This window comes from Streptomyces sp. FIT100, from assembly GCF_024584805.1.
In the GTDB taxonomy this organism is placed as follows: domain Bacteria; phylum Actinomycetota; class Actinomycetes; order Streptomycetales; family Streptomycetaceae; genus Streptomyces.
The window spans coordinates 5,413,347-5,430,992 of sequence record NZ_CP075715.1; the positions used below are offsets into that span (position 1 = coordinate 5,413,347).

Consider the following 17,646-nt stretch of genomic DNA (forward strand, 5'->3'; position numbering starts at 1 on the left):
TAAAACCGGGGAGCGGGGGGCGTCATGACCGAGGGCGACAACCGGGTCGAGAACCGGGTCGAGCGGATACTGCTGCCGGACGGCACACCGGTGTGGGCCAGGATCTCCGGAACCGAGGAGCTTCCGGTACCCGCCTCCGGCCCCGTGGCACCGCCCGGGGGCGGCGTCAGCTTCACCGACACCGGCTTCGCGGACCGGGTCACGGCACAGATGGAGTCGCTCCACGACCTGGTCGGCGGCGTCGCCAGGTCCATCGGCGGGGCGCTGGGATCCGTGAGCCCCGACGAGGTCAGCGTGGAGTTCGGGATCGAGCTGACCGCCAAGGCAGGCAGGGTCGTCGGACTGCTCGCCGACGGCGAGGCCAAGGGCGCCATCAAGGTCGTCCTCACCTGGCAGGGCGGCCCGCCGCCCGGTCCGGCCCCCGCCGACCCCAGAGCCGCCGCCGGCGGTGCCGGTGTCCCCGCCGCCGACGGCAACTCCGCCGCCGCGGCCGCACCCGTCGTACCCCGCCCCACGAGCACCCACGCGGACACGGACGCACGCTCCGGATCCGCGACGTGGACTCCTCCCGGCGGCGAAGGCGCCGTGCGCCCCTCGTGACGATCCCGGGGCAGGGGGGAGCGCACCCCGGCGACGGTGCCCCCATGGAGACCCTGGCCGCCCTCGTGTCCGCCGCGACGGTACGCATCCACGCGCCCACGGACGGGTATGCCACCTCGGAGCCCGGTCCGGCCGGTCCGGCCGGACCGAAGCCGTGGGGCAGCGGCTTCTTCATCGCGCCGAGCTGGGTGCTCACCTGCGCCCATGTGGCGCTGCGGGGCGGAGGGGGCGACGTGGGGCTGACGTACGAGGGAGGCACGGTCCGCGGCCGTGTCCAGTGGGCCGAGCCGGGGACCGCCGGGCCCGGCGGCTGGCCCGCGCCCGACCTCGCGCTCGTACGGCTCCTCGAACCCGCCGACCACCAGTGCGTGATGCTCACCGAACGGGTGCCGGAGCTGTTCACCCGCACGTCGGTGCTGTACTTCGGCTGGACCGAAGAAGCGGGCGAGCCCGTCGAGTTCAGCGGCCGGTGCTCCATCCGCGGAAGGCTCGGCAAGGACGGCAGGATCCGCCTCGGCAACGAGGACGAGATGCCCCAGGGCATCTCCGGCGGGCCCGTCGTGGACCCGACGCGCGGTGAGGTCATCGGCGTACTGAAGGCGCGCAGGACCGGCCAGGACGGCGGAGTGGCGGTCTCCGTCGACCAGTTGCGGCGGGTCGCGCTGCCGGACGGGCCGCCGCGCGGGGAGAGCCACGACCTCTACCACCGGGTCCTGCACGCCCACGACCGCCACCATGCCGCGGCCCATCTGGACGCGCTCGGCCACCGGCCCACCTGGACCGACGTCCAGCTCGGACTCGGCGCAGGACACGGGCGGGCGCTCTCGCCGGACCGCCGCACCGAGCTGCTCGGCCTGCTCGCCGAGCTGCCCCCGCCCGCCAGCACGACCGACCTCGTCCACGACATCGAGCAGATACTCGGCGGCCGCGTCGAGGGCCAGACCCTCGCGCCGCGCGGCCGCCGCGACGGTCTCGGCATGCTGTACGAGGGGCGCCTGGGCGACGCCGAGCTCCAGGGCATCCTGCGCTACGCCGTGCGGGCCGCGACCGCCGACCACCCGTATGTCGAGCCGGGCACCGAAGCCGCGGAGACCGCCCTGTGGGACTGGACCCGTACGACCGCGACGGGGCTGAGCAGGACGTTCCGCAACAGCCTCGCCAACGAACGGCTGGCCCGGCTCAGGGCGCGCGGCCGCGGCGCTGCCGAGGAACGGCCCGTGCCCGCCCCCGAGACCGAGCCCAGGGCCTCCGTCCTGCTCGATGTGAGCCCCCAGTTCTGGACCCCGCACCGCTACAACTGGCGCGTCGGCGTGGTCCATCCGAACGGCGACGTGCAGCCCGTCGACGAGGACGAGACCGGCGTACCGGCGCAGGCGCTGCCGGCCGCCGTCGCCGCCGCGCTGACCGAGGCGTTCCGCCGCACCGACGGGCGGGACGCGAGGGCGGCGCTCCATGTCGCCCTGCGGCGCGAGCTGTTCGACCTGCCGGTCGACACCTGGCGTGTTCCGGCGGACGCCCCGCCGCTGGGGGCGGTGCGCCCCGTCGTGCTCCGCCGCGCCGCCGGGCCGGACGCCGACGAGGAGCACGAGGACCACGAGGTCCGCACGGCGCGCTGGCAGACCCTGCGCACACAGGCCATGAGCCCCGTCGTCCTCGACTGCGAGGACAACCGGCATGTCCCCGTTCCGCCCGAGGACAAGCTGCGCCGGCTCCCGCACCCCAGCCTCCCGGTGCTCTGCCACTACGCGGACGGCACGGCCCCCGACGGGCCGGGGCTCGGCCGGGTCCTGGACAGCGGCTACGACGTGGCGCTGTGGCGGCGTCAGCGCCTCGGCGACGGACGGGTGTGCACCGAGTACCACCGCGGGGTGCGGCACGCCGTCGCGAGCGCCGCGGCGGTCGACCGGCTGCCGGCCGAGATCCGCACCCTGCGCGCCGGGATCGCGGACGGGCAGCCCGAGATGTACTGGGCGGACGGGATCGTGATCCTCTTCGACGATCCGGCCTCTCCGCTCCCGGGCACCGGCCTCGTGCTGGAGGCACCGTGACCCGGGGACCGCATCGCCGCGAGCGCCCTCCGGACGCCGCCGGGCCCGCCCTTCGGGCGGACGACGCCACTTCGAAGACTCTCCCTACCGGGGGTCCGGCCGGTCTCGCTACGGTCGACCGTACGGCCGGCGCTCCCGCCGACGGCGAACGGACGACGAGGAGCACGCAGTGACCGAATCAGGGGAATGGCTCATCTACCGCGGCGCGGGCGAGCCGCACGACGGCATCGACCGGCTGCCGCCTCCCCCGCCCTGGCGGGACTTCGACGGCGGACCGCTGGTCGCAGCCGGCCCCGAGGCCGACAGCTCCACGCCCCGGCGGCTCGGTGCCTTCCAGCACATGGCGGAGCTGCACCGGCCCAGCGCCGAGGAGCTGGAGATCGTCAACGCCGCCCTGTACCTGCGCCGTCCGCTGCTGGTGACCGGCAGCCCCGGCACGGGCAAGAGCACCCTCGCCCACGCGGTCGCCCACGAGCTGCGCCTCGGGCGGGTGCTCCGCTGGCCCGTCGTCAGCCGTACCGCCCTCACGGACGGGCTCTACCGGTACGACGCCATCGCCCGCCTCCAGGACGTCCAGATCGCCGCCCACACCGCCCATACCGCCCACACTGCCCATGCCGCCGGAGCCGACGGCGCGCGGCGGCGCGGTGCGGCGGACGACATCGGCAGCTACATCCGGCTGGGTCCGCTGGGCACCGCGCTGCTGCCCACCGCCCGGCCCCGGGTGCTGCTCATCGACGAACTCGACAAGAGCGACATCGACCTGCCCAACGATCTCCTGAACGTGCTGGAGGAAGGGGAGTACGCCATCCCCGAGCTGGAGCGCCTCGCCGACCGCGCGGGGGAGGTGGAGGTGCTCACGGACGACGGCGCCAAGGTCACGGTCAGGGACGGCCGGGTCCGCTGCCGCGCCTTCCCCTTCGTGGTCCTCACCAGCAACGGCGAACGGGACTTCCCCGCGGCGCTGTTGCGCCGGTGCATCCATCTGGAGCTGGGCCAGCCCGACCACCAGCGGCTCGCCACCGTCGTACGGGCCCATCTCGGCGACGAGGCGGCCCGGGCGGGGGACGATCTGATCGCCCGCTTCCTGGACCGTTCGCGCAGCGAGACACTCGCGGCCGACCAGTTGCTCAACGCCATCTACCTCACCCACCAGGCCGCGCCGCCCACCCGCGACCGGCTCGCCGACCTGCTCATCCAGCGCCTCGACCGCCCGAGGTGATCCCGATGCCCGACGCCGCCGACGCCCGGACGGACACCGGCGCGCCACCGGCACCCCGGCAGGACCCTTCCGATCCGATGACCGGACTCGTCGCCGTGCTGAGGGAGGCGGGGCTCGAACCGGACCCCGGCGAGCTGGCCGACGCGCTCTGGCTGGCCCGCTGGTCCCGGCCGACGGGCGACCCCGGGACCGATGACGGCGGGGGCGCCGACGGGCACGGTCGGCCGCGGGCCACGGGCGGACCGGCGGACCGCCGTACGGACACCGCCGGGGACTCGTCCGGCGAGAGCGGCGAAGGACGGCAGGCCCCTTCCGGCCGGTTCGCGCTCTACCCGCTCCCGCCGGGGACCGGCGACGGCCCGTCCGCCCCCGGGGAGACGGCTGCGGGGGAGGCCGCGGCAGAGGGCCCGGAACAGGGCGGCGCGGTGGCAGCGAGGCCGCCGCTGCCGTACGGCGGAGCGGTCGCGGGCCCGGTCGGCGTCCCCGCGGCCACGGCGCTCCCCGGTCACCTCGAACTCCAGCGCGCGCTCAGGGCCCTTCAGCGCTACCGCCCGGCCGCACCTCCCGTACGGTACGAACTCGACGAGGAGGCCACGGCGGAGCGCAGCGCCCGGGCCGGAGGGGCGATCATCCCCGTGTTACGGCCCGTCGTACGGTCCGAGGCCGTGCTCCAGCTCGTCATGGACGCGTCCTCGTCGATGCAGGTCTGGGACCGGCTCTTCGCGGAGATCCACGAGATCTTCGGCCGCCTGGGCGCCTTCCGCGACATCCGCACGTACTACCTGCACGCACGGCAGGACGGCACCGCCGCCATCGGACGCCACCCGGACCGGGACACCGGACCGCTGCGCCCGACCGGCATCCTCAGCGACCCGACGGGCCGTCATGTCACCCTCCTCATCAGCGACTGCGCCGGCGGCCTGTGGCGCAGCGGCCGCGCCCACAGCCTGCTCCACCGGCTGGCGGCCCAGGCGCCCGTGGCGGTGCTCCAGCCGCTGCCGCAGCGGCTGTGGCAGCGCACCCGGCTGCCCGCCTCCTACGGGAAGCTGACCCGGGGCGAGGGCTCCGCCGCGGCGGTCGCGCTCCGCTTCTCCGGCGACGTGCCGGCCAGGGCGGCGGACTGCCTGCCGGTGCCCGTCCTGCCGCCGGAGCCCGCCGCTCTCGGCGCGTGGGCCCGGCTGCTGTCGGGGCTCGGCGCCGGTCCGGTGCCCGCGGCCGTCGGCTGGGTCCCCGCCGAGCAGCGCCCGTCGGCACCCGCGCCGGCGCGTGCCCCGCTCACCGCCCAGCAGTTGGTGAGCCGCTTCCGGTCCACCGCGTCGAGCGCCGCAGGCCGGCTCGCCGGCTATCTGGCCGCGGCACCGCTGTGCCTGCCCGTGATGCAGCTGGTCCAGCGGACCATGCTGCCCGACGCGGGCCCCGCCGAGCTCTCCGAGGTGCTGCTCGGCGGACTGCTGACCCGCGTCGACGAACGGCCCGGCACCGCCGGGCAGTGGTACGAGTTCGCCGACGGCGTCCGGGACGTGCTGCTGCGCCCGCTCAGCCGGGACGAGGCGCTGCTCGTGCTCAAGCACTGCTCCGAGTACGTGGAGCAGCACTTCGGCAAGGGCGGCCCCAACTTCCCCGCGCTCGCCATCGCCCAGCTGACCGGAGGGCTCGACGCCGACACCGAGGAGCAGTTGCGGGAGCTGACGCTCGGCGCGTCGCCCGACGTCCCCGGAGGCGCCGACGAGAGCCGGTTCCGGGCGCCGCAGCCCTTCGCCGAGGTCGCCGCGCAGGTCATGGAGCGCTTCCTGCCCGTGCGGGGACCGGCCCACCCGGACGGACGCCAGGACCCGGGGCGTGGACCGGCGCCGTCCGCCGCGGTGCGGCGCGCCCGCGTACTCGTCGAGCGCTTCGAGGCCGACGGCATGGTGCAGAGCCTGCTCGACGCCGTGCAGCTGCTGCGCCGGGCCGCCGCCCGGGAGCAGCCGCGCGGCGCCGACCCCGGCCTGTGGGGCGCGCTGGCGGAGAACCTGCTGCGGCTGTGGCGGCTCCAGGGCGGCGGCGCGCTGCTGCGCGAGGCGCGGGAGGCCGCCCAGCTCGCGGCCAGCCACCCGCGGGCCGTGCGCGAACGTGCCGTACTGGCCCGGGTGCTGCACGCCGAGGCGCGGGACCGGCTGGCCGACGGTGACCGCCGGGGCGCGCTGGAGCTGCTGCGCCGCGCGGACCGCGAGTACACGGCGGTCGGCGCGACCTCCGGTCTGGAGCCGCCCGAGGCGCTCCGGGTGACGCTGGAGCGGGCCAGGGTGCTGGAGGAGCAGTGGTGGATCGGCGGGGACGCCTCGCTGCTCCAGGAGACCGTGGGCATGCTGGAGGCGTTCGCCGACGCCTGGCCGGACCGGGAGAACCGACCCAGTGGGCTCGCGCTGGAGCGCGGCCGGGCGCTGCTGCGTCTCGCGGGCGCCGCGCCCTCGCCCGAGCAGGCCGTCGTCTGGGCCGGGCAGGCCGCGCAGTCCCTGGAGAACGGCAGGCTCGCCCTGGAGCGCGAAGGGGCGTCCGACGAGAGCCTGGCGCGCGCCGCACTCGACCAGATCGACGCCCTGCTGCTCACCGGCGGCCGGCTGGACCGCGCGGAGGAGCTCATCGAGCGGACGCGGGCGGCGGCCGGCGACCGGCGGCAGCAGTCCGCCGTCCTGACGCGGTCGGGCCGGCTGCGGGTCCGCCGCTACGAGGAGTCCGCGCGGCCGGACGAACTGGAGCAGGCCGCCGCCGCGTTCGCCGCCGCGGGCAGGCTCATGCCGCGGGACGGCAGCGACTATGCCGCGCTGCTCGCCGAGTGGGGGGACGCCCTGCTGCGCAGGGCCGCGCTGCCCGGCGGCGAGGAGTCCGTGGGGCGGGCCGTGCGGGTGCTGCGGGACTGCCGCATGGAGACCCCCGCCGGTCATGAGCGGCTAGGCGCCCGGCTGCTGGCGCTGGGCCGGGCGCTGATGCTCCGTCACCGGGCCACCGGCGACCGGGTGGACCTGCGCGAGGCGGAGCACGTCTTCGGGCTTGCGGCGCAGGCCGCGACCGAGCCGCTGGTACGGGCGGAGTGCTGGCTGGAGCTCGGGGACTCCCACCGTCAGGGCCACGCGGTGCTGCACCGGCCGGAACGGCTGGACGAGGCCGCCGACGCCTACCGCAGGGCGGCGGAGACGGCGCGGTCCGCCGCCGGGGACGCCGCGACCGCAGGGACGGCGCTGCGGCTGGCCGCCCGGGCGAACCACCTGCGCGGCGTGGTCTACGAGGCGGCCGACCGGCCCCGCGCCGCCCGGGACGCCTACCGCGCCGCGCAGGAGGACTGGCGCCGCCTCCCGGACGGCGGCGGGCCCGCGGCGCAGGCAACGGCACGACGGCTGGCGGGACTTGACAGGTGACCGCGGGGCGGGCGGCGGCGCGTACGGCGGGGTGCGCAGGGCCCTGGCGGACGCGTGCGGCCGTACGGGGCTGGGCACATACAGGAAGCGAGGCGGTGTCCGAGGGAGGACGGGGAATGCAGGACGTGAACGGGGCGGAAGAGCCGAGCATGTCGGAGGAGGGCGCCGAGGCGGACACGACGCCGCTGCCGGACCTCCCCGACCTGCTGTCGCTGGATCTGGCGGAGCTGCGGACCCTGCGGCATCCGGTGCTGTCCGAGCTGGTCGCCGAGCTCCGTGACCGTGCGGAGCAGCCGACCGAGATGCTCTGGGGTTTCACCAGCGCCCTGTGACCACGGCGCGCATGATTTCGGTCCGAACCCGTCGCCTATCGGTCAGTTGGCCGGGAGCCGGGTTTGCCGGGGCGCGCGCGCTGGGATGGGACCGCCACGACCGGCAACGGAGGCGGGATCACGGGAGCCGAGCGGCGACGGGCAGCGACGGGGGTGCCGCAGTGGGTGCCGGAGCGGGACACGGGCCGACGCCTGAGGAGCCGGACGCGCCCATGCGGGCGAGGCCGTTCGGCCAGTTCATCGTCAAGATGCACAGCCGCTGCAACCTGGCCTGCCGGTACTGCTACCTCTACGCGGGCCCCGACCACGGCTGGCGCGACCGCCCCGCCGTCCCCGCCAGGGCCACCCTGGACCGTACGGCCGAGCGCATCGCCGAACACGCCGCGCGCCACCGTCTGAGCCGGCTGTCCCTCGTCCTGCACGGCGGCGAACCCCTCCTCGCCGGCACCGCGCTCCTCGGACACCTCACGGAGCGCACCCGCGCGCTGGTTCCGGGTGCCTGCACCGTCCACCCCGTCGTCCAGACCAACGCCACCCTGCTCACCGAGGCCAGGCTGCGCGGTCTCGCCCGGCACGGCATCCGCGTAGGCGTCAGCCTCGACGGCGGCCTCGCCGCCCACAACGGCGCACGCGTCGACCACGCGGGCCGGCCCTCCTGGCCCGCCGCCGTCCGCGGGCTGCGGCTCCTCATGGAGCGCCGTCCGGCGCTGTACGCGGGCATCCTCAGCGTCGTCGACCTGCGCACCGACCCCGCCGAGGCGTACGAGTCGCTGCTCGCGCTGCGCCCGCCCGCCCTCGATCTGCTGCTGCCGCACGGCAACTGGACGGCGCCGCCCCCCGGACTGCCGTCGGACCGCGCCCCGTACGGGGACTGGCTGTGCACGGTCTTCGACCTGTGGTGGACCGGCGACGTGCGGGCCACCCGCATCCGGCTCTTCGAGGAGTGCATCGCGCTGCTGCTCGGCGCCCCGGCGGCGACGGAGTCGCTCGGCACCCAGCCCTTCACCTCCGTCGTCGTGGAGACCGACGGCAGCATCGAGCAGACCGACTCCCTCAAGTCCGCCTACGAAGGCGCCGCAGCCACCGGCCTCGACGTCTTCCGGCACAGCTTCGACGAGGCCCTGCACCACCCGGGCATCGCCGCCCGTCGCTCCGGCACCGCCGGACTCTCCGAGGTCTGCCGCGGCTGCTCCCTCGTGTCGGTCTGCGGCGGCGGCCAGTACCCGCACCGGTACCGGCGCGGCCATGGCTTCCGCAACCCCTCCGTCTACTGCGCCGATCTGCAACGCCTCATCCGCCACGCCGCGTCCCGGGTGGGCGCCGCGGCCACGACGGCCGGCTCCGGTACGGGCGGATCCGGTACGGCCGGATCCGGCACGGCCGTCGCCGGTGGCAGCCGATGAGCCGCGGGAGCCGGTCCCTCACCGAGGCGCAGATGCGCGAGCTCGGACGCACCGGTGGCAGCCCGGCCGTACTCGAACGGCTTGCCGCCGACCAGGACGCCCGGCGGCTCCTTCTGCTGCGGGCCATCCTCGACAGCGCCGAGTCCGCGCCGCGCGACACGCTGCCTCCCGCCGCGCTCGCCCGGCTGCGGCTGCACTGGACGGTTCTGGAGGAGGCGGACCGCGCGGACCGGGCCGCGACCCGGACCGTGCTCCACTACCCGCTGCTCGGCCCTTGGGCCCAGCGGTGTCTGCGTCTCCTCGCCGCGCCCCGGGCACCCACCGGGAGCACACGGGAGACCGACCACCTCGGTGCCGTCGCCGCCGCGGCGGCCGTCCGCGCCGGACTGCACCGCACCTTCCGGCTGATGGCCCGCGGCGGACGGCTCGCCCTGCCCACCCTCGGCGTCCTCGACCTGCGCGGCGCGCCCGGCGCACCCCCGTCCCCGCTGGTCGAACTCGTCACCGACGACGGCACCCTGACCGTCCTCCCGCCCGCCGCACCACCCGTGGTCGTCCGGCCCGGCGCCGCAGGCGTCCGGCCGTCCGCCGACCCGCGCTGGACCCCCGTACACCTGCTGCGCTCGCCTGCCGGGACCGTGCTCCTCGACCACCTCGACCCGTACCGGACGGCGGACAGCGGGCTGGAGCGCCACGGGCTCGCCCCCGCCGAAGCCCTCGGCAAGGAGGCGCGCGACCGCTGGGAGGAGGCATGGGCCTCGGTCGCCCCGCTCCTGGCCGTGGGCGGCAGGCAGCGGCTCGACGACCTGGCCCTGCTGCGCTGTCTCGTCCCGCTGGCGCCCCCGCCCGGCGCCGCCACGGCCGGCGGCGGCCCCCTGCACTGCAGCGGGACCCGGCGCGAGGCGTTCGGGGCGGTGCTGAGCAGCACCCCGCAGAGCCCCGCCTTCCTCGCCGCGACGCTCGTCCACGAGCTCCACCACATCAAGCTGTCGGCGCTCGCCGAACTCGCGCCGCTCCACACCGCGGACGGCCGCCCCCGCCACTGGGCCCCGTGGCGGCCCGACCCCAGGCCCTTCGACGGCCTGCTCCAGGGCACCTACTCGCACGCCGCACTCGCCGACTACTGGCAGAGGTTCGCCCTGCACACCACCGACGCGGCCCTACGGGACCTGGCCTGGGCCGAGCACGCACGCTGCCGCGAGCAGGTGGCAGCCGTTCTGCCGGTGATCGCGGGCTCCCGCAGTCTCACGCCCGCCGGACGCATCCTCACCGACGAGCTCCTGGCCCACCACACCGCGCTCGGCGCACGGCCCGCGCCCGCCGGGCACCAGGCGCGCGCCGCCGCGTACGTGGCCACCGCACGCGCCGCCTGGCAGCGCCGCCACCCGGCCGGACCGGGTGGCTGAAGGGAGTGTGTTCGTAGTCACGGGCCGTAGTCGCGGTGTAGGTTCGGGCCCGCAGACCACGATCTGATGGCCCGTCTGAAATGTTGTTGGATACGCAAGTCGAGGGAGTGGGCCTTGTCCGCAGCGCGCACGTCGGCCGCCACGGGCGACGGACAGTCCGTCACCATCAGTTTCGCCGGCTTCAACCGTGCCTGGGCCGCCTGGATCGGTGACCGGCTGGAACAGCGCGGACACCGCGTGACCTATCTGCGCTGGGACCCGCCGCCGCACACCGCGCTCGCCGACGCGCTCGGGGATCTCCTGCTGGCCCCCGGGAAGATCCTCGTCATCCTCAGCGAGTGGTACTTCCAGCTCGGCCCGCGTACCCACACGGAGTGGAACGAGGCGCTGCGCGACGTCGTCGTCCCCGCACAGGACAGGTTCGCCGCCGTCAACATCACCTCGGCCGTACTGCCCACCGCGACCGCCGTGTTCGCCGCCCCCGAGCTGTGGCCGGTCGCCGCGGCGGAGGCCGAGCGCCGGGCGCTCGCCGCGCTCGGACTGCCCGCGGACCGCGCCGGCGACCCGGCCCGCTCCGCCGGCCCCCGCTTCCCGCGCGAGGACCCCGAGGTGTGGGGCGGAGTGCCCCGCCGCAACGTCCGCTTCACCGGCCGCGAGCAGCTCCTCGGCGACGTCTACCACCAGCTCCAGCAGGCCGAGCGCGGCGCCGCCGTGTGCACCCTGTACGGCATGCCGGGGGTCGGCAAGACCCAGCTGGCGGCCGAGTACGTCTACCGCTTCGGCTCCGAGTACGACGTCGTGTGGTGGGTGCCCGCCGACAAACGGGCCACCTTCCGCGAGCAGCTCGCCAAGCTCGCACCGGCCCTCGGGCTGAACACCGGCCACGAGTACGGCGAGCGGCTCAGGGCCCTGCGGGAGGCGCTGCGCCGCGGCACCCCGTACTCCCGCTGGCTGCTGGTGCTGGACGGGGCCGACGAGCCGGAGTGGCTGACGGAGCTGCTGCCCACGGGCCCCGGCCACGTCCTGATCACCTCGCGCAACCGCGACTGGCGCGAGTACAACTCCACGATGCTCGAAATCCCCGTCTACCAGCGGGAGGAGAGCATCGCCTTCATCCGCCGCCGGGCACCGCGGCTCGGCCGGCCCGACGCCGACCAGCTCGCCGACGCGCTGGAGGACGTGCCGCTGCTGCTCGACCAGACCGCCGGCTGGCTCGGCGACTCCGACATGTCCATCGGGCAGTACCTGGACCTCCTCGGCTCGGGCGCCGAGCACGTGGTGAAGGTGTCGAAGGACTTTCCCACCGCTTTCCCCAACGCCTGGTCGATACTGCTCAACCAGCTGAAGGAGACCGTCCCTGAGTCGATCGACCTGCTGCGCCTCTGCTCGTTCTTCTCCTCCGGCACGATCCCCGTGCGCCTGCTGCGCGAGCTGGCCGACCGGGATCTGCCGCCGCAGTTCACCCGGCTGCTCGGCGACCCGCTGCTGTGGAACCGGGCGCTCAACCAGCTCTTCAAGTACTCGGTCGTCCGCAGGGAGGTGCACGAGCCGCAGGCCGACGAGGCGAGCGGCGGCGACACCCTCTACATGCACCGCATGGTGCACAAGATGGTTCAGGACGACATTCCGCCCGAGGACCGGGAGATGTTCGCCGACGTCGTACGGCAGGCGCTCGCGGCCGCGGACCCTGGACGCCCCACCGACACCAGGCAGTGGCCGCGCTACGCCGAGATCGCGCCCCATCTGAAGACGGCGAGCGTGCTGGAGAGCGACCGCCGCGAGGTCCAGACGCTGGTGCTGAACACGATGCGCTACATGTACCTGGCGGGCGAGTACAGCGCGGGCCTCACGCTCGCGACGGCCACGCTGGAGAGCTGGCGCGAGCGGCTCGGCGAGACCCACTCCAGGATCTGGGACGTCTCCTACCACTACGCCAACCTGCTGCGCGCGACCGGGAACTACGCCGGGACCGAGGTCGTCGACCGCGCCGTCATGGACCATCTCGTCGCCGAGCGCGGCTTCGGCGACCTCGACACCCTGCGCGCCGCCGCCGGGCTCGCCGCGGACCTGCGCGGACTCGCCCGCTACGACGAGGCGCACGACCTCTCCCGGCGCATCCTCGACGGCTACACCGAGCTCGTCGGCGAACAGGACTCCCGCACCGTCAACGCCCAGAACAACCTGGCCGTCTCGCTGCGGCTGCTGGGCCGGTACGAGGACGCGCTCAGGCTCGACCTGAGCACGCTGGAGGCCCGGCGCGCCCTGCTCCGCCCGCGGCACGCCTGGACGCTCTACTCCGAGATCCACTACGCCACCGACCTGCGTCTCCTCGGCCGCTATCCGGAGGCGATCTCGGTCCAGGACCTGAGCGCCCGTGTGCACCAGCAGGTGATGGGCCCCCACAACCCGCAGACCCTGCGCGCCGAGCACAACCTGGCCCTGTGCCAGTACCGGCAGGGCGACCGCCCCAGGGCCGGCGAACTGCTGGCGAGCGTCGTCAGGCGCGCGGAGACGGCCCTCGGCGAGAGCGACCCCGTGACGCAGACGGCCGCGCTCGCCCATTCGGCGTACGGCCGGGAGCACGGCGTCCTCGACGAGGCACGCGCCCAGTGCGAGGCCGTCGGAGGGCGCTATCTGGCCGTCCTCGGCCCCCGCCACCCGTACACCATCGGTACGAACGCGAACCTCGCCCTGATCCTGCGCGCCGCCGGTGAGCGCGAGCAGTCGCAGCTCCTCATGGACGAGGCGCTGGACGGCATGGAACGGGCCGTCGGCGCGGACCACCCGTGGACCCTGGGCTGCGCGCTGAACGCGACCGCCGCCCGCAACCTCGCCGGCGACCCCGAGGGCGCCGAGGCGCTGAGCCGGGACACGGTGCGCCGGGCCAGGGAGGTGCTGGGGGAGAGGCATCCGCTCACGCTCTCCGCCCTGGTGGCCCTCGCCGCCGATCTGCGGGCCCTGCGCAAGCGGGCCGAGGCGGACAAGGTCGAGGAGGAGGCGCTGGCCGGGCTCGCGGCATCACTCGGTGCCCAGCACGTGCACACGGTCTCCGCCCGCTCCCGTACCCGGCCCTACTGGGACTTCGAGCCGCTGATCACCTGAGCCGCCCGTGCGGGAAACCCGTGCGGGAAAAGGGACCGGCCCCCACCGGGTCGCTCGGTGGGGGCCGGTCGCTGCGTCAGCGGTGGCTCAGGCCTCGAAGACCTCGTTGACCAGCTGCTGCTGCTCCGCCTGGTGGCGCTTGGCCGAACCCACGGCCGGGGACGACCCGTGCGGGCGCGAGATGCGGCGCAGCCGCTCGTCGTGCGGCACGTCCGCGCCGACGGCGAGGTCCAGGTGGTCGATCAGGTTGAGCGCGATGAACGGCCAGGCGCCCTGGTTGGCCGGCTCCTCCTGGGCCCACAGGTACTTCTCGGCGTTCGGGAACTTGGCGATCTCCTCCTGGAGCTCGGCACCCGGCAGCGGGTACAGGCGCTCGAGACGGATGATCGCGGTGTCCTTGATGCCGCGCTTCTGCCGCTCGGCGTCGAGGTCGTAGTAGACCTTGCCCGAGGTGAAGACGACCTTGCGGACGTCGGCCGGGTCGACCGAGGCGTCGCCGATCACCGGGCGGAAGCCGCCGGTGAGGAACTCCTCCGCCTTGGACGCCGCGGCCTTCAGACGCAGCATCGACTTCGGCGTGAAGACGATGAGCGGCTTGTGGTGCGGGTTGTGGACCTGCCAGCGCAGCAGGTGGAAGTAGTTCGACGGCAGGGTCGGCATGGCGACCGTCATGTTGTTCTGCGCGCACAGCTGGAGGAAGCGCTCCGGGCGGGCGGACGAGTGGTCCGGGCCCTGGCCCTCGTAGCCGTGCGGCAGGAGCAGCGTGACGCCGGAGGTCTGGCCCCACTTCTGCTCGGCCGAGGAGATGAACTCGTCGACGACGGTCTGGGCGCCGTTGACGAAGTCGCCGAACTGGGCTTCCCACATGACCAGCGCGTCCGGGCGGGCCAGCGAGTAGCCGTACTCGAAGCCCATCGCCGCGTACTCGCTCAGGAGCGAGTCGTAGACGTTGTAGCGGGCCTGCTCGTCGGTCAGGTAGAGCAGCGGGGTGTAGTCCTCGCCGGTCTCCTGGTCGACGAGGACCGCGTGGCGCTGGCCGAAGGTGCCGCGGCGGGTGTCCTGGCCGGCGAGGCGCACCGGGGTGCCCTCCATCAGCAGCGAGCCGATGGCCAGGGTCTCGCCCATGCCCCAGTCGATCGTGCCGTCCTCGACGGAGGCGGCGCGGCGCTGGAGCTGCGGCAGCAGCCGGGGGTGGACCGTGACGTGGTCCGGGACGTTGACCTGCGACTCGGCGATCCGCTTGACGACCTCCTGCGAGACCGCGGTGGTCACCGAGACCGGGAACTCGGCCTGGGCGTCCGGGACATGGGCAGGCGCCGGGGTGGAGGTGGCCTCGCGGACCTCGGCGAACACCTTCTCCAGCTGGCCCTGGAAGTCCTGCAGCGCCTGCTCGGCCTCTTCCAGGGTGATGTCGCCGCGACCGATGAGCGACTCGGTGTAGAGCTTGCGCACCGAGCGCTTCTTGTCGATCAGGTTGTACATCTGCGGGTTGGTGAACTGCGGGTTGTCGCCCTCGTTGTGACCGCGGCGGCGGTAGCAGATCAGGTCGATCACGACGTCCTTGTTGAACGTCTGGCGGAACTCGAAGGCGAGCCGCGCCACGCGGACCACGGCCTCCGGGTCGTCGCCGTTCACATGGAAGATCGGCGCCTCGATCATGCGGGCCACGTCGGTCGCGTACATCGACGAACGCGAGGACTCCGGGGCGGCGGTGAAGCCGACCTGGTTGTTGATGACGATGTGGACCGTGCCGCCCGTGCGGTAGCCGCGCAGCTGCGACATGTTGAGCGTCTCGGCCACGACGCCCTGGCCGGCGAAGGCCGCGTCGCCGTGCAGGGCGACGGGCAGGACGGTGAAGTCCGTGCCGCCCTTGTTGATGATGTCCTGCTTGGCGCGGACGACGCCTTCGAGGACCGGGTCCACGGCCTCCAGGTGCGACGGGTTGGCGACCAGGCTGACCTTGATCTGCTCGCCGTCGAGACCGGTGAAGGTGCCGTTGGCGCCCAGGTGGTACTTGACGTCGCCGGAGCCGTGCATCGACTTCGGGTCGAGGTTGCCCTCGAACTCGCGGAAGATCTGCGCGTACGACTTGCCGACGATGTTCGCCAGGACGTTGAGGCGGCCGCGGTGGGCCATGCCGATGACGACCTCGTCCAGGCGGGACTCGGCCGCGGAGTCGATGACCGCGTCGAGCAGCGGGATGACGGACTCGCCGCCCTCCAGCGAGAACCGCTTCTGGCCGACGTACTTCGTCTGCAGGAAGGTCTCGAACGCCTCGGCCGCGTTGAGCCGGCGAAGGATCCGCAGCTGCTCCTCACGCTCCGGCTTGGCGTGCGGGCGCTCGACGCGGTCCTGGATCCACTTGCGCTGCTTCGGGTCCTGGATGTGCATGAACTCGATGCCGGTGGTGCGGCAGTACGAGTCGCGCAGCACGCCGAGGATGTCGCGGAGCTTCATCATCGACTTGCCGCCGAAGCCGCCGACCGCGAACTCGCGCTCCAGGTCCCACAGGGTGAGCCCGTGCTCGGTGATGTCCAGGTCGGGGTGCTTGCGCTGGCGGTACTCCAGCGGGTCGGTGTCGGCCATGACGTGGCCGCGGACCCGGTAGGAGTGGATCAGCTCGAAGACGCGGGCGGCCTTGGTGACGTCGTCGTCGTGGGAGGCGTCGATGTCCTTGAGCCAGCGGACCGGCTCGTAGGGGATGCGCAGCGACTCGAAGACGTCGTCGTAGAAACCGTCGTCGCCGAGCAGCAGGTTGGCGACGACCCGCAGGAACTCGCCGGAGGCGGCGCCCTGGATGACCCGGTGGTCGTAGGTCGACGTCAGCGTCATGACCTTGGAGATGCCCAGCTTGTTCAGGGTGTCCTGGGAGGTGCCCTGGAACTCGGCCGGGTAGTCCATCGAGCCGACGCCCATGATGACCGACTGACCGGGCATCAGCCGCGGCACGGAGTGGACGGTGCCGAGGCCGCCGGGGTTGGTCAGGGAGACGGTGACGCCCGTGAAGTCGTCCATCGTCAGCTTGTTGTTCCGGGCGCGGCGGACGATGTCCTCGTACGCCTGCCAGAACTCGAAGAAGTTCAGCGTCTCGGCCTTCTTGATGGCCGCGACGACGAGCTGGCGCTCCCCGTTCGGCTTCACCAGGTCGATGGCGAGGCCGAGGTTGATGTGCGGGGGCTTGACCAGGACCGGCTTGCCGTCCTTCTCCGCGAAGGAGTTGTTCATCGACGGCATGGCCTTGATCGCCTGCACCATCGCGTAGCCGATGAGGTGGGTGAAGGAGATCTTCCCGCCCCGGGCGCGCTTCAGGTGGTTGTTGATGACGATCCGGTTGTCGAAGAGAAGCTTCACCGGGACGGCGCGGACGGAGGTGGCTGTCGGCAGCTCCAGCGAGGCGTTCATGTTCTTCGCGACGGCGGCGGAGGGGCCGCGCAGCGGGACGAGCTCGGGGCCCGCCGGGGCCTCCGCGGCGGGCGCGGCGGCCTTGGGGGCGGCAGCGGGCTTCGCCGGGGCGGCGGGCGCGGCCGCGGCGGGCTTCGCCGGAGCCGCGGGAGCCGCCGGAACCGGGGCCGGAGCGGCGGGAGCCGGGGCCTGGGCCGCAGGGGCGGCGGGCTGCGCCGGGGCGGGTGCCGGGGCGGGTGCCGGGGCCGGAGCCGCCGGGGCCGCGGGCGTCGCCGGAGCCTGTGCGGTGCTCGGCGCCTGCGCGGCGGCGGGTGCGGTGGGCACCGCAGCCCCCGCGGCAGCGGAGCCGGCGGTGGCCGCACCGCCCGGCTTGTAGTCGGCGAAGAAGTCCCACCAGGCGCGGTCGACCGAATTCGGGTCCTGGAGGTACTGCTGGTAGATCTCGTCGACGAGCCACTCATTGGGACCGAACGCGGCAGCGGGGTTCTTCCCCTGCCCGTCTGGGTCGGTCGAAGTGCTCGAGTTACTGGGGGACTGAGACGACACGGCGGCAACCGCCCTCTTCCGCTTCACAAGGTGATGGACAGCGGAAATAAAGGCTACGCCTCCACGGCCGGGAGGTGCAGGCCGGGCGTGGTCATCGTCGCCTAAGTCACACCGGACGGTCGGTTTCGGCGTAGGGAATGGCGGGAAACAACCCTGGTTTCCCCTGGCGAAGGGTGCGCGCGACCGCGGC

The 17,646-nt window shown here is 74.1% G+C and carries 9 protein-coding genes; 8 read left to right on the plus strand and 1 reads right to left on the minus strand.

What is annotated here, in order from left to right; translation table 11 throughout:
• The first annotated feature begins 24 nt into the window (after positions 1 to 24).
• From KK483_RS24505 to fxsT, 8 genes are all read left to right on the plus strand, one after another.
• A complete protein-coding gene (locus tag KK483_RS24505) occupies positions 25 to 600 on the plus strand; it encodes a CU044_2847 family protein (protein ID WP_262007385.1) in 576 nt (191 codons plus the stop codon).
• Between the two features lie 44 nt (positions 601 to 644).
• Positions 645 to 2,648, plus strand: coding sequence for a serine protease (locus KK483_RS24510; RefSeq protein WP_262007386.1), 2,004 nt, complete (start codon positions 645 to 647; stop codon positions 2,646 to 2,648).
• 169 nt (positions 2,649 to 2,817) lie between these two features.
• On the plus strand, positions 2,818 to 3,870 hold the full coding sequence (locus KK483_RS24515; protein WP_262007387.1) for a MoxR family ATPase: 1,053 nt from the start codon (positions 2,818 to 2,820) through the stop codon (positions 3,868 to 3,870).
• 5 nt (positions 3,871 to 3,875) lie between these two features.
• Entirely contained in the window at positions 3,876 to 7,265 is a 3,390-nt protein-coding gene (locus tag KK483_RS24520; protein WP_262007388.1) for an SAV_2336 N-terminal domain-related protein, read from the plus strand.
• 116 nt (positions 7,266 to 7,381) lie between these two features.
• Complete coding sequence (gene fxsA / locus KK483_RS24525; RefSeq protein ID WP_399014768.1) at positions 7,382 to 7,597, plus strand: FxSxx-COOH cyclophane-containing RiPP peptide; 216 nt, start codon at positions 7,382 to 7,384, stop codon at positions 7,595 to 7,597.
• A 212-nt stretch (positions 7,598 to 7,809) separates the two neighbouring features.
• Positions 7,810 to 9,000, plus strand: coding sequence for an FxsB family cyclophane-forming radical SAM/SPASM peptide maturase (locus KK483_RS24530; protein WP_262007389.1), 1,191 nt, complete (start codon positions 7,810 to 7,812; stop codon positions 8,998 to 9,000).
• Entirely contained in the window at positions 8,997 to 10,406 is a 1,410-nt protein-coding gene (locus tag KK483_RS24535) for an aKG-HExxH-type peptide beta-hydroxylase (RefSeq protein WP_262007390.1), read from the plus strand. The genes KK483_RS24530 and KK483_RS24535 overlap by 4 nt, the downstream gene beginning before the upstream one ends.
• A gap of 66 nt (positions 10,407 to 10,472) precedes the next feature.
• The gene (gene fxsT / locus KK483_RS24540) at positions 10,473 to 13,508 is read left to right on the plus strand and encodes an FxSxx-COOH system tetratricopeptide repeat protein (protein ID WP_399014773.1); all 3,036 of its coding nucleotides are present in this window, start codon (positions 10,473 to 10,475) and stop codon (positions 13,506 to 13,508) included.
• An 87-nt stretch (positions 13,509 to 13,595) separates the two neighbouring features.
• On the opposite strand, the gene KK483_RS24545 is transcribed toward fxsT, so the two are convergent.
• Entirely contained in the window at positions 13,596 to 17,456 is a 3,861-nt protein-coding gene (locus tag KK483_RS24545; RefSeq protein WP_262007392.1) for a multifunctional oxoglutarate decarboxylase/oxoglutarate dehydrogenase thiamine pyrophosphate-binding subunit/dihydrolipoyllysine-residue succinyltransferase subunit, read from the minus strand.
• Positions 17,457 to 17,646: the final 190 nt, after the last annotated feature.